A 20,537-nucleotide genomic window follows, 5' to 3' on the forward strand; every position below is an offset into this window, starting at 1 on the left:
GTTAGAGTATAAAAAAAGGTCTGTTCTGTTCTATCGGGTCGATAATTCAGATCTTTAAATTTCTTTAAACTAAGCAATTTTACTGTTAACAAGGTTATTATTACTAGTATGACTCAGTATGCTCATTAGCTATAACTTAGCTCATTTAGTGGTAATAGTCATCAAAAAAGAGCATATATGGGGATATGAGACTATTTTAAACATGTTCACAGAAAATTTATCAAGATTACCCAATCAGGGAGAATTAGAGAATCAACTAATTTTCCCTAGCCAAGTAACTTTTGTGATATTCGGTATAATTGTAATAATATTAGTGATAAGATTTATTTATCAGGGATTAAAACTACAAAAACAACTACAAGCAGATAGCAGTAACTTGTTTATGAAAGTTGAAGATCTCTGCTGTATCGCTAATCTTGATGGTTACTTTTGTAAACTTAATCCAACTTGGTCAAAAACTTTAGGGTATACTCAAGCAGAATTAATGAATAGGCCATTTTTAGAGTTTGTCCATCCTGAGGATCGCTCGACTACTTTAGAGGCAATGGCAAAATTAACAGAAGGAATAAATATAACTTACTTTGAAAATCGCTATCTTCACAAAGATGGAAGAGAAATAATTTTACAGTGGACTGCTAATCTAAACTTAGATGAGGGTTTAATCTATGGAATAGCTAGAAACATAACCCAAACGAGAGAGACTGAATTAGCTTATCGGAAAACTCAAGAATTATTAGAAAAGACTGTAAATAGTTTACCGATGATTCTCTATGCCACCGATAGGGAAGGTATATTCACCATTTACCGAGGAAAATCCCTAAAATCGCTAAATATTGACCAAAATCAGCTAGTAGGATTCTCAATTTTTACTATTTATCAAGATTATCCAGAGGCGTTAGCAAAGATTGAAGAGGTTTTAGCTGGTAAAAATTGTACTTGGATTCAGAATTATCAAGGCACTATTTTTCAGCATCAACTTACTCCCGTTCAAAATTCAATAGGAGAAATTATTGGTTTAGTTGGCGTCGCCTACGATATCACAAAACAAGAAAAACTCTATAAACAACTTGCTGCTAAAGAAGAATTTTTAACTAAAGTAATTAATAATATTTCCGACGGTCTCCTGGTGGTCAATAATCAAGGTCAAATTTTATACAGCAACCAAAAAACTTTATCTCTATTTGGTCGCTCCCTCTCAGAAATACAAGAACGTACCCTGGGATTACCACTAGTTAATCACAAAAGTACTGATATTGATATTATTCATCGAGATGGGAAAATAATAACTGCTGAAATGCGCGTTGAGAAAATGCAATGGCAAGGTGAATCAGCTAATTTAATCTCTCTACGAGACGTGAGCGATCGCCACTCCGCTGAAGTGAGAGTTCAAGACAGTGAACAACGTCTTAACAGTATTCTTAACAGTATTGATAATATAATTTGGTCGTTGGAACCAGAAACTTTTCGTGTATTATTTATTAATAGGGCAGTAACTAAAATTACTGGTTATTCTCCACAACAATTTTATAGAGATACTCAGTTGTGGTTTCAGATAGTTCATCCAGAAGATCTAGAAATAGCTAATAATCATTTAAATCTATTAAATACTAAAACAGAAGTCAACTTTGAATACCGTATAATTTGTGCCGATAATCGAATTTGCTGGTTAGATTGTCGTGCGTGGGCTATTTACGATGAGAAACACCATAAAATCATACGTTTTGATGGTATGGAAAAAGATATAACTACACGCAAACAGGCAGAAATAGAACTACAACACCTAACTTTTTATGATCCTTTAACTCGTCTACCTAATCGAACTCTATTTTTATCTTATTTAGAATATGCTTGTAAAAATGCTCAAGAAAAACAAGATTATCACTTTGCTGTACTAGTACTTAATTTAGATGAATTTAAGATAATTAATGAAGCTTTTGGACATAGTGTGGGAGATACTTTATTACAAAAAATCGCTAATGAATTAAAACTCTGTTTACAACCAACTTATATAATTTCACGTTTACGAGGAGATGAATTTGCTATCTTACTTGAAGGAGTAAAAAGTTTAAAACAAATACTTAGTATCATTAAAAAAATTCACTCTTGTTTAAATAAGCCAATCTCTATTAAAGAGAACTTTAACTTAAACATAACAGTAAGTATGGGTATTATGTTCAGTGATACAGCTAATCTTTCTCCTAAAGATTTGTTGAGTGGTGCGGAAATTGCTTTGCATCGCGCCAAAAAAATTAGTAAGAATAACTACGCAATCTTTAACCCCGAGATGCAGGCTATGGCCTTTAAACGTATAAATAGAGAATTAGATGTGCGTAAGGGTTTAGAAGACAATAATTTTGAACTTTTTTATCAACCAATTGTTTCTTTGGAAAATCGCCAAATTTTAGGTTTTGAAGCTTTAGTACGTTTACGGCACCCTACAGAAGGAGTACTATCACCAGGAGAATTTATCACGATTGCTGAAGAAACTGGTTTAATTATCCCTCTTGGTTTTTGGGTGTTTCATCAAGCTTGTTATCAGTTGCAACAGTGGCATGAACAATTTCCTCAACATGTACATCTGCAAATGAGTATTAATATTTCCCCTAAGCAATTTCATAATCCTCGTCTAATCGAAGAAATTGATCAAATTTTTGCCACAACTAAGGTAAGGCGCGATCGCATTAAATTAGAAATTACTGAAAGTTTGTTAATGCAAGATACTGAAACTACAATCAGCATTTTGCAACAATTACAACAAAGACAATTAAGAATATCTGTTGATGATTTCGGTACTGGTTATTCTTCTCTGAGTTATTTACATCGTTTTCCCATTAATATTCTCAAAATTGATCGTTGTTTTGTTAAAGATGCAGAAACTAGTCACGAAAGTAGGCACATTATCGGCATCATTGTTAATTTAGCTTCTAGCTTGGGATTAAAGACAATTGCTGAAGGGATAGAAACTGAGGGTCAAGTAGAATGTTTACTTCAGTTAGGCTGTCAAAAAGGTCAAGGCTTTTTGTTTGCTAAACCTCTATCTGTAGAAGAGGCTACTAATTATTTGAGTAATGAGTAATAAGTAATAAGTAATGAGTTAAAGAATTGATCCTACCCTAAATATTGTTAACACGAACTACTGCTATAAAAAAAACCCTAGATTTGATTAACAATCTAGGGAATTATTATATTAAGTTTGTCAACTAGATACAGGTGAATTACATGATACCTAGTTGAGCTAATATTCCTTTTCCGGTTAATAGTTCAGTTAAAATTCCGATAGTGAAACCAAGCATGGCTAGACGACCATTCCAAGTTTCTGCAAAGTTGTTAAATCCAAATTTAGCTTGTTTCTCTTCCATGTTTATACCTCTATTGAGTTACTAACTTAGGTTAATCTGTCAACCCTTCTGATATAAAGCTTAACATAGTTTAACAAAGAACGCAACAATTAGATACAAAATTATAAATAAATACTTAAACCACAAAAAGATGGAAGTGGTCAAATTCAGGCTCACCCTGCAATCTAGCGATAGTTACGGGAGAAAATTGAGAATCACTACCATCAGCATCAAAACGGAGTTCACCGGAATTAGCTTCATAGAGAAAACGCTGTTGAGTATTAGTGGCTTGACTACCAAGAGAAAAATATTCGGGAGGGAGAGATTCTCTCAGAGGAGTATTTAGTTGAAATTGATTGGCATAAATCACAATCAGATCTTGATCGGGATTAAAATCACGGATGCGATCGCGCTGTTGGCGAGGAGAAGCAATGATAAAGCGATCGCTTCCCATCCCCCCAGTGAGAATATCATGACCATAACTACCAAAAAGGCGATCATTGCCACCACTACCAATCAAAGTATCATTACCGTGGGCACCTTTGAGGGTATCATTACCTCTGAGGGTGAGAATTTTATCATCACCCCTAGTACCTTCAATTAAATCAGCATCGTCAGTCCCTAGAAATTCCTGTTCTAATCTTGCTTTAACTCGGGAGACAGCAGCATAGGTATTGAGACGAGGATATTCAAGTTGAGTATTATCAACATTATCATCTTCATCATCACCATCAAAAATAGTATCGGCAGTATCCTGGAGAATATCAGCAATTTCGTATGGTTCTAAAAGGCGATCGCCAAATTCTAAGGCTGCTTGTTGCATTAAAACTACAGTACCTGTTACCATAGGGGTTGCCATACTGGTGCCGCTTTTTCTCCCAGTACGATCCTCAGGTATGGTACTCTTAATCACAGCACCGGGAGCAAACATCATATTGGCAGCATCTAAACGTTGGCTAAAACTGACAATACGGTCTGTGTCTGTAGAAAAATCTATAGTACCTCCAACCCAATTAATTCTGCGTTTTTGGTCATTAGGCCAAGTAGCTCCCACCGCCACAGTACTATAAATACCAGGTAAAGCAATATTTGGTTCTTGATTATCTTGATAATTATTTCCCGCGGCAGCAACCACAGTAATTCCCGCTTCTTCTACTTCCTCAATTTGTTCTTTTAAGGGATCGTTAGTTATTTCTGATGAGGAGGTATAGAAGCCACTACCGCTAGAGATATTCACAGCGATAATATTATATTCTTCTTGATTGGCTAATACCCATTCTAAAGCTTGATCTATTTTTAAATTGGAACCATTACCATTTTCAGCAAATACCCTTAAACCAATTATACCAACTTCCGGGGCGATACCTATTTCTGGATCCCTGGCGCCGATAATTCCGGCAACGTGGGTACCATGTCCATCTTCATCAAAGATTTCTTCAGTTTCTGTTAAAAAATCAAAACCAGTTATGTAATTATCAGCTAAAAGAGAATGTGTAGAATCTAATCCAGTATCAATCACTACTACACTGAAGCCACTACCATCAAGACTAGCAAAATTTGAGTCTTGGCGCAGTTTCGTTAGTTCAATAACATCAAAGGCCGCATTCATTTTTTGATAAGCCAACCGAATCTTAGTTGACCAGTTAATTTATCATTTTCTATTTTACTTGTTTAATTTTAGAGTTTAATATTTCTCAAGTAAATATTAATCCTCAAAGATTTCAGCCAAACTAACTTCTAGTCACGAGAGAGAATTTCTAAATCGCGATCGCTAATTTTCTCCACTAGAGATGAAAGGTTTAATGTTAGAGTACTCATAGCCTAATAGCTTAAAACTCTATTCCTGGTTGTGCTTTAATACCTTGTTCTTTGAGGGGATGTTTAATTAATTTCATCTCAGTAACTAAGTCTGCGGCATCAATTAACTCTTGGGGTGCGCCTCTACCAGTTAAAATTACATGAGTTTGAGGAGGTTTATTGGCGATTTCTTGAAGGATATCTTGTAAATCCAGATAACCGAGTTTTAAAGCCACATTAATTTCATCTAGGAGTATTAATTTATAGTCCTGATTCTGTAAAAACTCTTTCGCCTTTTGCCAACCTTCTGTGGCTTTAGCAATGTCTCTTTCTCGGCTTTGGGTTTCCCAGGTAAAGCCTTCTCCGGTGGCTAAAAAATCTAATTGTTTTTCCCACTGATTTAATACAGCTTTTTCTGCCGGTTCCCAAGCGCCTTTGATAAACTGAATAATAGCGACTCGGTAACCATGTCCTAGAGAACGTACAACCATCCCTAAAGCTGCTGTAGTTTTACCTTTACCATTACCAGTATTAACAATGACTAAGCCTTTTTCCTCAGTACAAGCAGCTATACGCTGATCCTGGATCTCTTTCCGTTTTTGCATACGGCGTTGATAATCTTCACTCATCTTAAATCCTGACTTTTGTTAATGATATTACTTTATTTTCCCTTAAAATGCTTATTTATGTTCAAGAAATCTTTACTTTTATTCGTTCTTCTCATACTTACGGCTTGTCAAACTAACAACCCATCTTCAGAAAACATCACACAAACCCCTGACACAAATAAAGAAAGTAGCCTCAATATGTCTAATGCTACTTTAGAACAAGCTGACTCCCAAGGACAAACTCTCTGGAAAATTAAAGCTGAGGCTACTAATTATAGTCCAGATCGCGAACAGGCAACACTTGAGACTATATCTGGCAATTTTTTCCAAGATGGAGAAATGATTATTTATTTGGCGGCAGATTCTGGAGAAATTATTAACGATGGGGAAATGATTTTGCTAGAAAATAATGTGGTAGCTAAAGATGTACGCAATGGAACTGTAGTCAGAGGTGATAAGTTGAGCTGGTATCCAAAACAAAATCTTTTGATTCTAGAAAACAATATTTCTAGTGAACATCCTACTCTTAATGTTACCGCTAAACAAGCCAAATATTATAGCGATCGCCAAGAATTAGAGTTAATAGACGAAGTTGTTGGTTACACCACAGAACAACCTATCAAGTTTCAAGCTAATCAAGTAACCTGGAATTTAACCACTAATCAACTTCTCGTTGATTCTCCTTTTCAAATAGTGCGCTACAACCAAGGAGAGATAATTACTGACCAAGTAGTTGCAGAACATTTAGAGGTGTTTCTAGATGATCATCAAGCAAAATTTAGTCAAAATGTCGAGTTAGTTTCTCTTAATCCTCCCGTACAAATTGCTAGTAACTCAATTATTTGGAATTATCAACAACGCTTAGTTATCGCAGATAACCCCGTACAACTGGTTCATCAAACTGAAGCTGTTACTATTACAGCCAATCTGGGAAAAGTAGATTTAGAAAAAGAAATTGCCCACCTTAGCGCTGGAGTTCAAGGAGAGACACCCCGCAACCAAGCTAAACTCTATGCCACTGAGTTAATTTGGACAATTCCTCAGCAAATAGTTGAAGCTAAGGGTAATGTGATTTATGAACAAATAGAACCCTTTATTTATTCTACTGGCGATCGCGCTGTGGGCAATATTCAAACCAATCAATTAGTTGTCACTAGCGATAACAATCAACAAGTTATCACCGAGATTCTACCCCCTACCAACTAACTGATAAGGGTAGGTTTTTAACATTTCGGTGAGGACTTGCAAAAGTTTTTCGTGATATAATTAACTGAAATTTGCCATATATAGATAGTAGTATTTTACTTAATGTGCGATGGTATCTTCGCTACCGGGATTTATCCGAAATGATGTTGGAGACAGGTTTATCAGTCAATTACTCAACTATATGCCGTTGGGTGCATAATGATGCTCCAGAAATACATAAACAGAACTGAAATTTTTCGCTCTCTAAAAAAAATGTATATAATAATTCAAAATTGGAGTAAATAAATAAGATGTTTAAATTTTTCTTAGTTGGGTTTGTTTTGGTACAACTTACTATTACAATAATTGCTATAAAAAAATGGATAAATTTAAAGAGAACAAAAATAAGGGAAGAAAATATTATTAACTGGGAAAAAGAAAAAAATTACTATCAAAGTCTTCCTAATATAATCTTGTCTCTGGGCTTACTAGGAACTTTTATAGGCATATCCTTAAGTTTATTTTTTCTTAGTCAACAAGACTCCCTATCTTCTACGGGTAATTCAGAAGATTTAGCCAAATCAATAGAAAACCTTAAATCAAGTATTGCTCATATAACTGGCTCAATGTCAATTGCCTTTGTAAGCAGTTTATTCGGAATTCTATTTAGTGGAATTCTTAATGTATTTTTTCCTGTATCTACTTTAGAAGAGCAAAAGGAAAACGCTCTCAATAGTATTGATATTGAGCGAGAAGAAAAACTGAATAAGAATTTAACTAATATTAGTGAGGTGATTACTCAATCTTTATTTGGTGAAAAAGAAGTTATTTATTTGGAAGCCGCAAATTCACAGGAAGCCCCAAATTTACAGAAGACAATTAGCACTTTAATGACCGATTTAGTAAAGGTAATTAAATACAGCATTGATCTTCACTCTCAAAATCAGTCGGAAAAAATAGATGAATTAATAAACACTATCAATACTTCTTCTGATAATCAAAATGAAGAAGTAAAAAAATCATTAAATCAACTAAGTACAAACATAACATCTGCTATTGATAAGCATTCTGAAAGTCAGAGTGCAAAGTTAGAAAGCTTAACAACAGCTATAGAAGAACATTCCCGTAGTTTTGTTAAATATGTCAATAAACTTCACCAAACAACACAAGAATTCGAGAAGGTGATTAAGTCAGGAGGAGAGGTTTTTGCTAAAATCGTCCATGAAAATTCTGAGCTTTTAATCAATAGTTCACGAGAATTTAAAACTATTTTCAATCAAGTTGCTGGAGTAATGATAGATGGGGCCAAAGCATTAAATAGTGCTTGCAGTAATATAGGTGGGCTCGCCAACAGATTTTCTGGGATGATAGGGCAACTTGAGGGTTGTATAGATAGCTTATCACTCCAGGTAGAAAGATTAGATGGAGTCAGTAGAAGACTAGAAGACAATGGAAACAAGATAGAAACCGTTGGTGAAAATCTTGTGGAGAATTCATCTCTAGTCAAGAGGTTAATTACTCAAAATCAGGAAGAATTAGCCAAAATATTCTCCTCTAATCAAAAAATTGGGACAAAGCTTGTGGATATTTCTACTCGATTTAATCAAAGTCTACAAAGCTATGAGCGAGAATTAGCAAGTATTAATACAAATCTTACTCAAGAAATGACTAGATTAAATGATGTGATGAAAAATAGTCAACAAAAATTAAATCAACTAGATGAAACTATAGAACAAAATAGAAAGACTCTTGCTGATGTATCTCAAAATTTGGCAAATGTATCTAAAGATCTAAATAGTCAGATGGAAACATATACACAAAGATTACAAACTGTTAATAATAATTTGAAGAATAACTCATCCGAAATCACAAAGTTAACAGAACAATATCGCAATTCTGGGGATCTTGTTCATAATGTTTCTGACCAACTGATTGAAGGGATAACGCCCATCCCACAAATAGTCAGAGAAAATCGCCAAGGATTAGAAGAATTGGGGGCAGGGATGAGAAATTTAATACAATATACAAGTGAAGTGTTAACTTTAGGAGAGGAATTACAAGCAATGGAGCAAAATATTGAGGCGATCGCCAATAATATTAGTGATAACTCTCAACGATTAAGAGGTATAGAAAATTATATCAATCTTAATTATGATTCTTAAACTATTTATTCTAAGGTTTCTCCAGGAGATGAATAATGAGACGGCGATGGCGATCAACAAAACCAACAGAAAGCTTTAATGTATGGACAGCTTTTACTGATTTGATGTCTAATTCTTTCATAATTATTGTTTTATTACTTTTTCTAGCTTTTGCTACTGTTGTCAATCTTAATCAACTTACTAGTCAAACTGAAGATGATGCCAACAATAGAGCTAGGGCAGCCGAAGAAGAAGTAGAATATGCTAACAATAAAGCTAGGGCAGCCGAAGAAGCAGCAGAAGATGCTGAAAATAAAGCTAGGGAAGCCCAAGAAGCAGCAGAAGATGCTAACAATAAAGCTAGGGAAGCCCAAGAAGAAGTAGACGATTTGAGAGGTGAGATAGAAAAATTAAAAGCAGCACGTCAATTTATAGAAATACCAGTAAGTGATAAAAGTTTCCCCACTGGTAGCGCAGAAATTCTCCCAGACTTGGAAAAGTATATAACAAACGATCTCATTGACATAATTAAACAAGCACAACAAACTGGAGAAATTAATGTAGTTGAGGTGATTGGACATACAGATAGACAAGCAATATCAACAAGGCTTAAAAGCCAAAGCAATCTAGATAGAGAACTAGAAATTTCTGTAGACCAAGGAAAAGTTAGTAATTTAGTACCAGGGTCTAATGCTGATTTAGCTCTCATGAGAGCTTTAGCCGTCGTACAATTATTACAAGAAATTCAGAAAAAAGATAAATCCTTAGCAGGTTTAGAGTTTAGACCCTATTCAGCAGCCCAACTGATTTTACCAGGCAATATTGGTCTAGCTGGTGATAATTCTAATGATTCTAGCCCCCGAAATGATCCTAAAAGAAGAAGAATTGAAGTTCGCTTTGTTAAACTAAACCTTGGTTAATCAATTTATTTCAGATAAAGTCTTAAATAATTTAGACTGAGTTTGTTTAATTTGTTGGTGTTGCTTTTGAAGCCGATCAAGTTTTTTTGTAGTTTGATTGAGCTGAGAATAGACTTCAGATAATTCTCCCTCTAACTGGATTTTGTCTTGTTTTAATTGTTTAAATCCTTGTAACTGTCTCCACTTTTGCCTAGCCCAAAGTATTTGGGCTCTTTGCTTTTCACCAAAAGTTTCTGGTAGAGATAGCATCTCTGGATATTCCCTTAAATCCCAACCACATAATCCACAAGCAATTAGTTCTTCATCTGAGAGATATTCAGTTTGACAAATAGGACATTCAATCATCTTATCTTATCTTTTTAACTACAATGCTATACACATCAATATAGCATTTATCATAAAAAAAGAAAAACATAAAAAAGAGAACAGATGACAATAATCGGTATAATATTAGAAAATTTTGACCTTAATGGCGATCGCCTTAAGAAAAAAGTTCCTATACTTGAGATTGGTGCTAAACTGTCAGAGTCTATAGTCAATAAGTCATATTTGACAAAACCATTGGCTGTTTCTGGTAAATCGCCACATTTATCTATTTCTGTATTTGTAGCTCAAGGCAAACAAGATGTAAAAGAAAATATCTTTTCCATAAATAAACATTCTCTCCCTAACTATTCTCTCAATAACTCTTGGCAAGTCGGTATGACAATTGACAACAAATCAAATCCCAATATTTATTTACTAGTCAAGGATACCTTAGGGGAAAAAGAAATACAATACAATTTAGGGTCAATAGATACTTTTATGAACAATTCAAGAGACGTTTCTAAGTTTGCTAAAGTTGTTAAACAAGGTAGAAATATTAAGAACACCACTACAACAACAAAAGTAACTCCCGAACATCGAAAGATAACCTTAGGAATTTGGGGCACAGAAGGTTCAGGAAAAACGACCTTTTTAACCATGCTATTCAAGTGTTTAGAGAAAGACCCCAACTGGATTATCATTGGTAATGACGAAGCACGAAATTTTATTAAAGAGAACCTGAAAATAATCAAAGAGAAAAAAATATTCCCTCCCGGAACAACTCCAGAAAATACTAAGCTTTTTAGTTATATTTTACAAGGAAAAACACCTCCTTTTGATAAGGTGGAAATTGTTTTAGATTTTCTTGATGCCCCAGGAGGTGTGTATGAAGAAATTGCTGAAAATACAACTATTAAGATAAATTCCAGTAATGAAGATCATCCAGCAATTAACAATGTTATAGACTATTTAATTAATTGTGATGGAATCATTTTTTTACTAGATCCTAACTTAATTAAACCTGAATATGAAGATAAAAAAAATAAATTTGAAGGTATGTTTAGAGAACTTTTCTTTCAGCTTTTTGAAAGAGCGAAAAAAGAAAGTGGAGATAACCAAAATATTCAATTAAAATTAGAAAAATTTTTAACATTTTGCGTAACAAAAATAGACAGAGATAATCTGTGGGGATATAGAGATAAGCCTTTAGATTTAGCTAAAAGAATAATGGACGAGGAAACTTATGAAATACTGAAAAATAATTATATATACTTGAATATGGATGAAGAATGTAAATATGATCCGTCTGAAAATAGATGTGAGTTTTTCTCCATATCCTCTATTGGAGTTTATCAAGATGGTGATGATTATTATTCAGGGGTAGAAGAGGTTAATCGAGAAGAAGATTCCTCTCTAATAGAATTAGAGACAATAGATGAAAGCTTACGTAGTGACAATCAAGAAGAGGCAGAAGCAGAAGGTTCTTTTTTAGATGAACCTGTTGATATTAATTCTTCTAGTCAATCAAAATCAACGGGAGGGCGTTCTCGCGATCGCATTAAAAATCAAAAAAACAATCCCTATAATGTAATAAAACCTGTCCAATGGTTAATAGAGAATATTTTAACTTATCAGATTCAGTCAAGATAAAAAATATAATTAAATAAAGCTAAATTAAGTTATGACACAAGAAAAAAGATATGATCAATTTATTTACGGCAAATTTGTAGACCAAAGCCGAGATTATCAAATAACTGGTTGTACTGCTAATTTGGAAACACGCTTAGAAGAACTTGAAGCAATAAAAAGTGAGCATTTATTTTGGGGAAGTGTTCCTCCTATTTATGATGATGATGACCAAAGATTAAAGAAAAATAAAGCATTTGGATGCTTTAAATCCACCGATAATCAATTAGTTTTAGTACAAGCATCTGTTGCTACAGATGATAGAAATCGAGTTATTGGCGATAAATCTGGTGGTAGAATTATTTCTCTACATAGATATATTTTTATACCTCTAGAAGATTTAGAAGAAATAGATTATCAGATATTTCCTCTAGTTCTATGGCTTGAAAAACAAAAAATTCCTTTTTTACCGAAGTTTAATCCTCAACTTGAGCCTATATCTATTCCTTTTTCTGAGTTAAAAAACTCGATAAAATCACAGGAAGATATAATTAAATATTTAGAAATGGGCTTGAATCAAGAAAAATTACTAGAAAGAACCCAAGCGGCATTATTAAATAACCAAAGGTTGAGCTTCAACTATTTTAGAAGTGAGCTTAAATCTTATCTATATATAGAAACTATATTAGATTTATTGCCTAAAGCGATTCGTTGTGATTACCCTATAGCCATAGGAATTTTTAACCAACAATTTTGTCATTGGGCAAAACTTCTCTATGAACAAAAGCAGGAGCAACCAAACACAAACAATAGTTTAATATGGGTTAATCGTTCTACTAATCAATTAATAGGATTATCAAAACCAGATGATGCAGAAAATTTTTATGTCACAAATCTTCTGTCTCCAGTAATAAATCATAATACTAAGAAGCTAGAAGAATTTCTATCAAGACTAAATCAAATTACCGAAGAATCTCTACAATCAGAAACTCTCAAGGCACCAGAAGTAGTTATTCGTTTACTTCCTACTGTCCCAAAAGAGACTAAAAATCAAGTCATCAATCAATATCTTCTGTCTTTAGATAATTCACAATGGGAGAAGATTATCAATACTATTGATGAAAAAGACCAGGAAGCTTGGCTGGTTGCTTTTCAAGTATTAGCTCAAGAAATAGTTAGTAATAGACAAATTAAGCAATATTTGCCATATATATTTAGGGTGCTCAATCATATTAATATTTTAAAATATATCAAACAATGGGTTGAGAAGCTTCAAAATAATTTAAATCCTTTAGGAGTAATTTTGTTAGATAATGATTTGCTAACTAATCTCGATCTTGAGATTAAGAAACAAATCAAAAATGAACTGCTGGAGTTGTGTATAGAATTTATCAATCAAGAAAATTCTGATACTAACAATACAATAAGTATAGCTGAAAAATTCAGCCAAGATGAAACTTTTGAAAAGCAAGATCGCTTTAGACTTTTAGATGTAGCTTATCCTCTTGCATTATCAAGCAGGAATCAAGAATCTAGTTATTTGTATTTTAATAAAAAATTAGCTGTTTTTCTCCCATACATTGATATTCAAATTTACGAAAACAGTAAATTAAACTCACTAATACAGTCTTCAGTAAGAAAATCAGATCTGACTAGTCTCCAACTAGATAAGCAGATACGCACCTGTATAAATTCTCGTTCACAAAACATCATTTTAAGTAGCTTAACCAAAATTCATCAGATTACAAAGATGGAATCTCAACAAGCTGATCTATTTTATAATGAGTTTTTACAGTCTAACCCGTTGATTGAATTAGAACATTTATCAGAGTTTATTAAAAGTCTTTTTGAGCAGAGTATTGCAGCAGGAGAATGGTTTTTTTTAACCTACAATAAGACTTTGTCAACTCTTATATCTAATCAATCAAACCATAATATAATTAAAAACTTAGGAGATTTACAGAATAATCCCAATCAGTGGTCTAGTTGGCAAGAATTATTTAGGATACTCTATCAAAACCCACAAGACAGAATTGATGTTCTTGACAAAACCTATAAAATAGGGAGTCAAAACAATACATTTTTAGATACTAATTTTTTCTATTCAATCTTCTCAGAATGGCTTCAAGAAACTAATAATAATGACTGGCAGGAGAATTTTGTTAAGAATAGTTATACATGGAAACATTTTCGAGAGTTAGTTAATAAAAATAACTTTGAACTAGATAGATTTATACTTGATAATTCAGGATTAATTCCTAATTTAATTAAATGTTTATATCAGGGTGAAATTTACCACTTAATTTCAGGATCTCTTCTAGAATCTTTGAATGATTTAATTATTAAGGAAGAAATAAGAAAACATGAGGATGTATTAAAGTTAATCAATACTCAACAAGTAACTAAGCACTTTGAGGATAAAGACTGGATATATTTAGCCAAGATTGACTTTCATCCCCAGGTTATTTCTCAACCAGAGAATTTTGAACAACATTTGATAAGTGAGCAGTCATTGAATACTTTGTTAGTAGAAGCAGCTTCATCCCTTAAAAAGTATAAAGATGATGAGCAAATACGCTTTTTCATATCAGAAAAAAGTCAAGCTTGGAAATTGAGCAAATCTCAACTAACTGAAATCATCGGAAAAGCTAATCCTAAGGTAATAAAAGTACCAACAATATTTGACCTGATAAATAAGAATATAGGTAACAATTGGAATCAATCATCGGAAATATTAACACAAGAACCAATCTTTGAGCTACTAATACAAATACCTGATAAAACTCCTTGGGAAAATAAGCAAGTTGAATCATTCTCTCTAAATTTCTATTGTGAGTATATAAAAAGTGAAAAGACAGTAGAAAAGTTTTTACGTTGGCGACAAATGAGCATAGACCAAGAAAATTATGAAAAAGTTTTGACTCAAGTAGCAGAAATTCTTGATAAAACAGTACCTTCTTCTGAAATGAAGACTTATCTACAAAAGTTTGATAAACCTGAGTTAAAAAAAGAATACGATTTGATTTTAAAAACTTTTATACCTCAATCTCAATCATCTTTAGAACGTATTGTTAGATTAATAGCAGACAAAATCAACTTACCAAAAAACATAGAAGATTCGATAATAGAATTTTTAAAAAAATATTTTAATACAAAAGATAAAGACTCAAAAAATTACTAAAGATATGGAAAATAGGAGATTATCTATGGTCAATTGCCCTGTATGTAAAACAGAATATGCAGAAGAGATTGATATTTGTACTAACTGTGGATGGGAGCTTCAAAATAATCTTCAAGGTTTAGGAGCATTTCCTCCCGTCTTTCTGAACAAATTGAAAACTCAACTCACTTGGGCTCAAGAAAAATGGCAGCAGCTAAAACAACAAGATAAACAACCGCCAATTGAAGATTTAAAAATGGAGTTAGAAGCAGCCTTTCAACAGCAGCAAGGTCAACTTCAACTAAAAATAGAACAATTACAACAGGAGAACATTAATCTAAAACAACTGCTCCAGGAAAATGAGGAAGAAACAAAAGAGAAACAAAGCATTATTGAACAAATGCAGTTACAATTAACTACCGCAAATGAAGAAAAAGCTCAACTAGAAAGAGAAATAGGCAAGTTGAATTCAAAATTAGAAAAAATGTGTCCTATCCCACAAACTCAAGGTAAATTTTCTTTTTCAGTGGTATTACTGTCTCCAGAAGGTAAAAAAGTCAATAAATATACGAGCGAAGCTGAATACTTTACTGATAATTTGGGAAATAATGTTAATTTGAATATGGTATTAATTCCCAAAGGTTCCTTTTCTATGGGTTCATCTTCCGATGAACCAGGAAAAAACCCAACAGAAAAACCTCAACATTTAGTTAATATAGAGCCTTTTTGTATCAGTAAATATCCCATTACTAGAAGTCAATGGTATGCTGTGATGGAACCTGATACTAATCTAACTGATTTAGAATTGGGAAATTATCCTGTAGAGGAGATTACTTGGTATCAAGCACAAGAATTTTGCCAAAATTTGAATAAAATGACGGGAAGAGACTATCGCTTACCCAGCGAGGCACAATGGGAATATGCTTGTCGCGGTCGTCAGCGAACACCATTTCATTTTGGCGAAGGTATTAATACTAAATTCTGTAACTATAATGGTAGTGTAGCTTTTGGTCTTGGTTATCCTGGAGAAAATCTTGGGCAAACTACTCCAGTAGGATGGTTTCAAGTGGCTAATGCCTTTGGGCTTTATGATATGCACGGTAATGTTTATGAATGGTGTGCAGACCCTTGGCATGAAAATTATCAACAAGCTTACTCTGATGCTAGGATATGGGTAGAAGGAGGCGATGATCAAAAACGAGTTGTTAGAGGGGGAGCATGGATTACTAGTCCTTATGATTGTCGCTGTGCCGCCCGTGCTTATGCCTCTCCTGATTCGGCTATGAACTATATCGGATTTCGTGTAGTCTGTAGTGGTTTATTACTAGAAGAATATGTGTAATAATTCTGATCATAAAATTACTCAAACAACTTATGTTCATAGTATAAGTATATTAATAGAATCCACCAATCTTCAATATGAAATTGAAAGAAAAACTATTCCAATTGTAACTGGGGGAATTTCTTTAAAAGAACTAATTCAACCTAAATTCTTAAATTCTTGTCCTCTACCTCCTTATTTAATTGATACACCTTTTGCCATGACTTTGGAGATAGAGCCTCAATCAAAGGGATTGTTATTTTTAAAAGTTTTACCGAATGTTAAACTACCTAAACTACTATCAGGTGATTTATGGAAAATAGGATTCATGGTTCAAAACTCATCATCTTACTTAGTCTTTGAAGATTTATCTCAAGAAAAACAAATTCCATATAATATAAATCATTTAATTGATTCAGCTTGCCAAGACTTGAACAAATTAGTTTTAGAAATACAGGAAAAGTTAGCTACTTTTAACGCTCATTATCAAGCTAATCAAAAGTTAACAAATTTTCTTCCTATAGAAGAAAAACAAATAAATTATATTATTAGTGAAATAAAACCACTGTTAGAAAAATTGAGCAACATTCAAACAAATAGTAAAAATGATGATTTATTCTTATTGACTAGACACCAAATAGATGATTTATTCCACACTTTAGAGAAAAATTTGACACAATTCGACCAAGAATTGCGTAATGCTCAACAAAAACAGGCAAATTCTGTTAATCAGTATCCTATATATTTCTGATTTTTTGATTCAACACTGGTTGGGAGTTTTTGCAACAGAACCGAAGCAGAAACAAACAGGCTGATAAAAACATACCATAATAAATACTAAAGACCTAAGAATTTTGAAATAAAAGGTAATGACTATTGAAAGACTGGCAGAAAACATTACAACAAGAGTTGGACATAGATATATGGTTATTTATGGAATAAATACAACTGATAATTTCTGTAGTGAAGATTTAATTTTAAAAAATATAGAACAAGTTATACATGAATATTTAAAAGAGCGAGGATATCAGCGCCTTCTTTTTTATTCAAGTAACCTCGGTCTATACTTTTTAGACACTGAATCGCGCGATCGCTGTCTGTTAAAACCTGAAAGTGTTTCTGAAGTTCAAGAAAGCGATCAAATGCGGTTTGCTTCTAAGTGGGGAAAAAAAAGAAGGTTTTTAAAGAAACAATCACCAGCCACTAACTCCAATAGCAAAATAACTTCCCGGTTGCACCGACGAATGCGAGACGGGGAGATAATGCCTCTGATGAATACCTTTATGGAAGACACCACTCAGAAAACGGCGATCATATTTGCTGATTCAGAAAATCTAAGTCAATCCACTGACCTAACTAGAGCAATTAATTCATGGTCAAGGTTAATGTTACCAAATGATAACTTATGCGTGTTGATTTTTCCTCAAGATACTTATGGTAAATTACAAACTTGTTGCTCAAACATTGGCTTAAGTTATTTGGGAGAGTTATTAGCAAATCGTAGAGAATCCCAAGACAATTTTAATGTGTTTAACATGCCTTCTCCTAGTATTAGTGAGATTAATAATTTAATTCAGTATTATCGTCTTAAGCACAAGAAGCAAGTTGTTTGGGGAGAATTAGACTCTCTAGTTACCAATTTAGCCCAAGAAAATAAAAGTCTGAAATATTGGTATGATCACTTTTCAGATACACCTGAGATTTCTCTAAAGCAAGCATATCAGCAGCGATGGATTCAGAAATTTCCTTTACCAACTACCGAAGAATTAACCACAGCAATTTGTCAAAAAATAATTGGTCATCAGCAACAAATCGCTACTTTAGTCAAGCTAGTACGAGGAAAAATTGCCGCTAAAAAAAGCCCCAAACCTCTATTAATTATGCTTCCAGGTCCTACAGGTACAGGGAAAACTGAATTAAGTAAAACCTTAGCACAATGTTTAGGAACTACCCTAGAAAGGTGTGATATGGGAGAGTACGCTGAAAAACATAAAGTTTCTAATCTCTTTGGTAGTCCTATAGGATACGAAGGAGCGGAGCTGGGAGGATGGATCCCCAATGTATTACGAAGAAATCAGCGCCGTTGTGTGGTACTGTTTGATGAAATAGAAAAAGCTCATAGCAGCATTTGGCGACAAATGTTAGCTTTTTTTGATGAAGGTAGAGCTAGTGATACTAAGGGAGAAGTAACTGCCCCTAAAGACACCATTTGTTTAATGACTACCAATCTAGCAGGAGAAGAAATAGCTGAAAATCCTGAGCGTGCCAAAGAAATTATTCAAAAAACAGAATTTTTACCTCCAGAATTCATTGGTCGTATGGATAAAATTATTCCTCTACTGCGTTTAGGACTAGCTGAACAAAGTCAAATGATTCTACGTTTGGTGAAACGCTTTGCTCAAGAGCGCTATGATATAAATTTAGTAGTAGGTCAAGAGGCATTAGCTGCCCTGTTGCAAGAAACCTATGAACAAGCACAAAACTATGGAGGAAGGGGAGTAAATGAAAAAATTGCTGATTTATTTACTGATGAGTTGATTGACCTACAAAACAGCGAATTAAGCCAAGCTGAATTAATTTTTCAAGATAACCGTTTACAAATTGTTCCCTCTCAAGCAGAGCAACCTCTCATTGATTTCATCTCACTAGCTAATCAACAAGGTAGACGCAATGACGCTGATTTAGAACAACTCCTAGGCGAATTAGAGGGCATGATTGGATTAGCATCCGTTAAACAAGCCATAAAAGAATTCGTAATCAGCGAACAAGCAAAACAGAAACTAAGAGAATCTGGCCATCAAACCGATGATAATATTACTAGACATCTGTTATTTCTAGGCAATCCTGGGACAGGAAAAACTACTGTAGCTAGAATAGTCGGTAAAATTCTGAAAGCATTAGGAATACTAAAAAAAGGACATTTTGTTGAAGCTACCAGAGAAGACTTTGTAGCTGGATTTGTGGGGCAAACAGCCACTAAAACCCGCGCTAAAGTACGAGAGGCTATAGATGGAATTTTATTTATTGATGAAGCCTATGCTTTAGCATCCTCACCCGGCACAACTAATGACTTTGGTCAAGAAGCAATTAATACTATTGTACCAATGCTGGAAAAAGAGCGAAAGCGACTAGTGGTGATTTTTGCCGGTTATACTCGTGAAATGCAAGACTTTTTCAATGCCAATTCTGGTATAGAATCCCGTATTGCCAAAAAAATTGAATTTCCTGACTATACGGCCGATGAAATGCTAGAGATTTTTTTGTATTTTTGTCGTACCCATAAACCTGCTTATCTCTGTCCAGAAGAGGTGAAGACAGTTGTCCGCGATCGCTTTTATATAATGTATCAAAACAGAACAGCTAATTTTGGTAATGGGCGAGATGTGCGCAATTTGTTTGAAACCATGGTGCAAAAACAGCAGGTAAGGCTGATAAAGGAAAACCTCCAAGGTGAACAGATGGTTACTTTTGCACCTTCTGATTTACCTCCTCTTGGGAGTTAGATTTATCAGAATCAGATTTAAGGCTCAAAGATGAGATAATCTCAGGGAACTCCCTAGAAAAGTTCTGGGGTGGTACCCCGACCATCAAAGCATGATCTTTGTGTAAATGTACTTCTACATCCCGTTTTCTTGAGGTAAATAACTCTTTGTCATCCAAATGTCGAGGAGTTAAAAAATTTATATTTTGATTAGCAGAACCTCGCCAGCCCCGATTATCGTTGAGATTTTCTACATACAAACCATCAATTAATACATCTATGTGGGAAAGCATAGCTTGAATTTCAGGCGTATTTTTCTCTTTTAATTGGTTTAGAGTAAAACCTGTGTAGCAAATAACCGATAGGTCCCTCTCTCGATGTATTATGGTTAATAGTTCACTTAAAGCCACAGCTTGCAGCATAGGTTCTCCCCCTGAGATAGTCAAACCCTCAAGACGGGGATTGCTGAGAATAGTTTGGGCCATTATGGCAGGTTCCACTAAATTCGCGGTTATTTGAGGTATTGTCTCGGGGGAAGTACACCCCAGACAGCGAAAACAACAACCTTGTACCCAGAGGACAAAACGTAATCCCGGTCCTAGGGTACGGGTTTCGGCACACAAATAAGCTAAATTGATAAGTGTCATAAGATAA

14 protein-coding genes are annotated in these 20,537 nt (G+C 34.0%); 9 read left to right on the forward strand and 5 right to left on the reverse strand.

What is annotated here, in order from left to right; genetic code table 11:
* Positions 1 to 118: 118 nt before the first annotated feature.
* On the forward strand, positions 119 to 3,076 hold the full coding sequence (locus tag MW688_RS21245; protein WP_486738011.1) for an EAL domain-containing protein: 2,958 nt from the start codon (positions 119 to 121) through the stop codon (positions 3,074 to 3,076).
* Positions 3,077 to 3,215: 139 nt separating this feature from the next.
* On the opposite strand, the gene MW688_RS21250 is transcribed toward MW688_RS21245, so the two are convergent.
* The 3 genes from MW688_RS21250 to cobO all read right to left on the reverse strand — a co-directional run bounded on the left by MW688_RS21250 (position 3,216) and on the right by cobO (position 5,764).
* Positions 3,216 to 3,359, reverse strand: a complete 144-nt coding sequence (locus MW688_RS21250; protein ID WP_486738012.1) for a high light inducible protein — start codon at positions 3,357 to 3,359, stop codon at positions 3,216 to 3,218.
* A gap of 115 nt (positions 3,360 to 3,474) precedes the next feature.
* On the reverse strand, positions 3,475 to 4,962 hold the full coding sequence (locus tag MW688_RS21255) for a S8 family peptidase (protein WP_486738013.1): 1,488 nt from the start codon (positions 4,960 to 4,962) through the stop codon (positions 3,475 to 3,477).
* Between the two features lie 205 nt (positions 4,963 to 5,167).
* Complete coding sequence (cobO, locus tag MW688_RS21260) at positions 5,168 to 5,764, reverse strand: cob(I)yrinic acid a,c-diamide adenosyltransferase (protein ID WP_486738014.1); 597 nt, start codon at positions 5,762 to 5,764, stop codon at positions 5,168 to 5,170.
* A gap of 57 nt (positions 5,765 to 5,821) precedes the next feature.
* Between cobO and lptC the strand changes: the two genes are divergently transcribed.
* The 3 genes from lptC to MW688_RS21275 all read left to right on the forward strand — a co-directional run bounded on the left by lptC (position 5,822) and on the right by MW688_RS21275 (position 9,989).
* Positions 5,822 to 6,949 (forward strand): LPS export ABC transporter periplasmic protein LptC, encoded by a 1,128-nt coding sequence (lptC, locus tag MW688_RS21265; RefSeq protein WP_486738015.1) that lies wholly within the window; start codon positions 5,822 to 5,824, stop codon positions 6,947 to 6,949.
* A gap of 290 nt (positions 6,950 to 7,239) precedes the next feature.
* Complete coding sequence (locus MW688_RS21270) at positions 7,240 to 9,090, forward strand: hypothetical protein (protein WP_486738016.1); 1,851 nt, start codon at positions 7,240 to 7,242, stop codon at positions 9,088 to 9,090.
* A 35-nt stretch (positions 9,091 to 9,125) separates the two neighbouring features.
* Entirely contained in the window at positions 9,126 to 9,989 is an 864-nt protein-coding gene (locus MW688_RS21275) for a DUF2514 family protein (protein ID WP_486738017.1), read from the forward strand.
* Here the strand turns inward: MW688_RS21275 and MW688_RS21280 are convergent, their stop codons facing one another.
* Entirely contained in the window at positions 9,990 to 10,334 is a 345-nt protein-coding gene (locus tag MW688_RS21280; RefSeq protein ID WP_486738018.1) for a hypothetical protein, read from the reverse strand.
* Between the two features lie 84 nt (positions 10,335 to 10,418).
* Here MW688_RS21280 and MW688_RS21285 point away from each other — a divergent pair, with 84 nt between their 5' ends.
* The 5 genes from MW688_RS21285 (at position 10,419) to MW688_RS21305 (ending at position 19,905) form a co-directional block, all read left to right on the forward strand.
* Positions 10,419 to 11,945, forward strand: coding sequence for a hypothetical protein (locus tag MW688_RS21285; RefSeq protein ID WP_486738019.1), 1,527 nt, complete (start codon positions 10,419 to 10,421; stop codon positions 11,943 to 11,945).
* Between the two features lie 31 nt (positions 11,946 to 11,976).
* Positions 11,977 to 15,102 (forward strand): hypothetical protein, encoded by a 3,126-nt coding sequence (locus MW688_RS21290; RefSeq protein ID WP_486738020.1) that lies wholly within the window; start codon positions 11,977 to 11,979, stop codon positions 15,100 to 15,102.
* Positions 15,103 to 15,127: 25 nt separating this feature from the next.
* Positions 15,128 to 16,423, forward strand: a complete 1,296-nt coding sequence (locus tag MW688_RS21295; protein WP_486738021.1) for an SUMF1/EgtB/PvdO family nonheme iron enzyme — start codon at positions 15,128 to 15,130, stop codon at positions 16,421 to 16,423.
* A complete protein-coding gene (locus MW688_RS21300) occupies positions 16,416 to 17,153 on the forward strand; it encodes a hypothetical protein (protein ID WP_486738022.1) in 738 nt (245 codons plus the stop codon). Before MW688_RS21295 ends, MW688_RS21300 begins: the two co-directional genes overlap by 8 nt.
* A 118-nt stretch (positions 17,154 to 17,271) precedes the next feature.
* On the forward strand, positions 17,272 to 19,905 hold the full coding sequence (locus tag MW688_RS21305; protein WP_486738023.1) for an AAA family ATPase: 2,634 nt from the start codon (positions 17,272 to 17,274) through the stop codon (positions 19,903 to 19,905).
* Here the strand turns inward: MW688_RS21305 and MW688_RS21310 are convergent.
* Positions 19,865 to 20,530 (reverse strand): 4Fe-4S single cluster domain-containing protein, encoded by a 666-nt coding sequence (locus MW688_RS21310; protein WP_486738024.1) that lies wholly within the window; start codon positions 20,528 to 20,530, stop codon positions 19,865 to 19,867. The two genes, MW688_RS21305 and MW688_RS21310, sit on opposite strands and share 41 nt — an antisense overlap.
* Positions 20,531 to 20,537: the final 7 nt, after the last annotated feature.

It is taken from the genome of Johannesbaptistia floridana, from assembly GCF_057440575.1.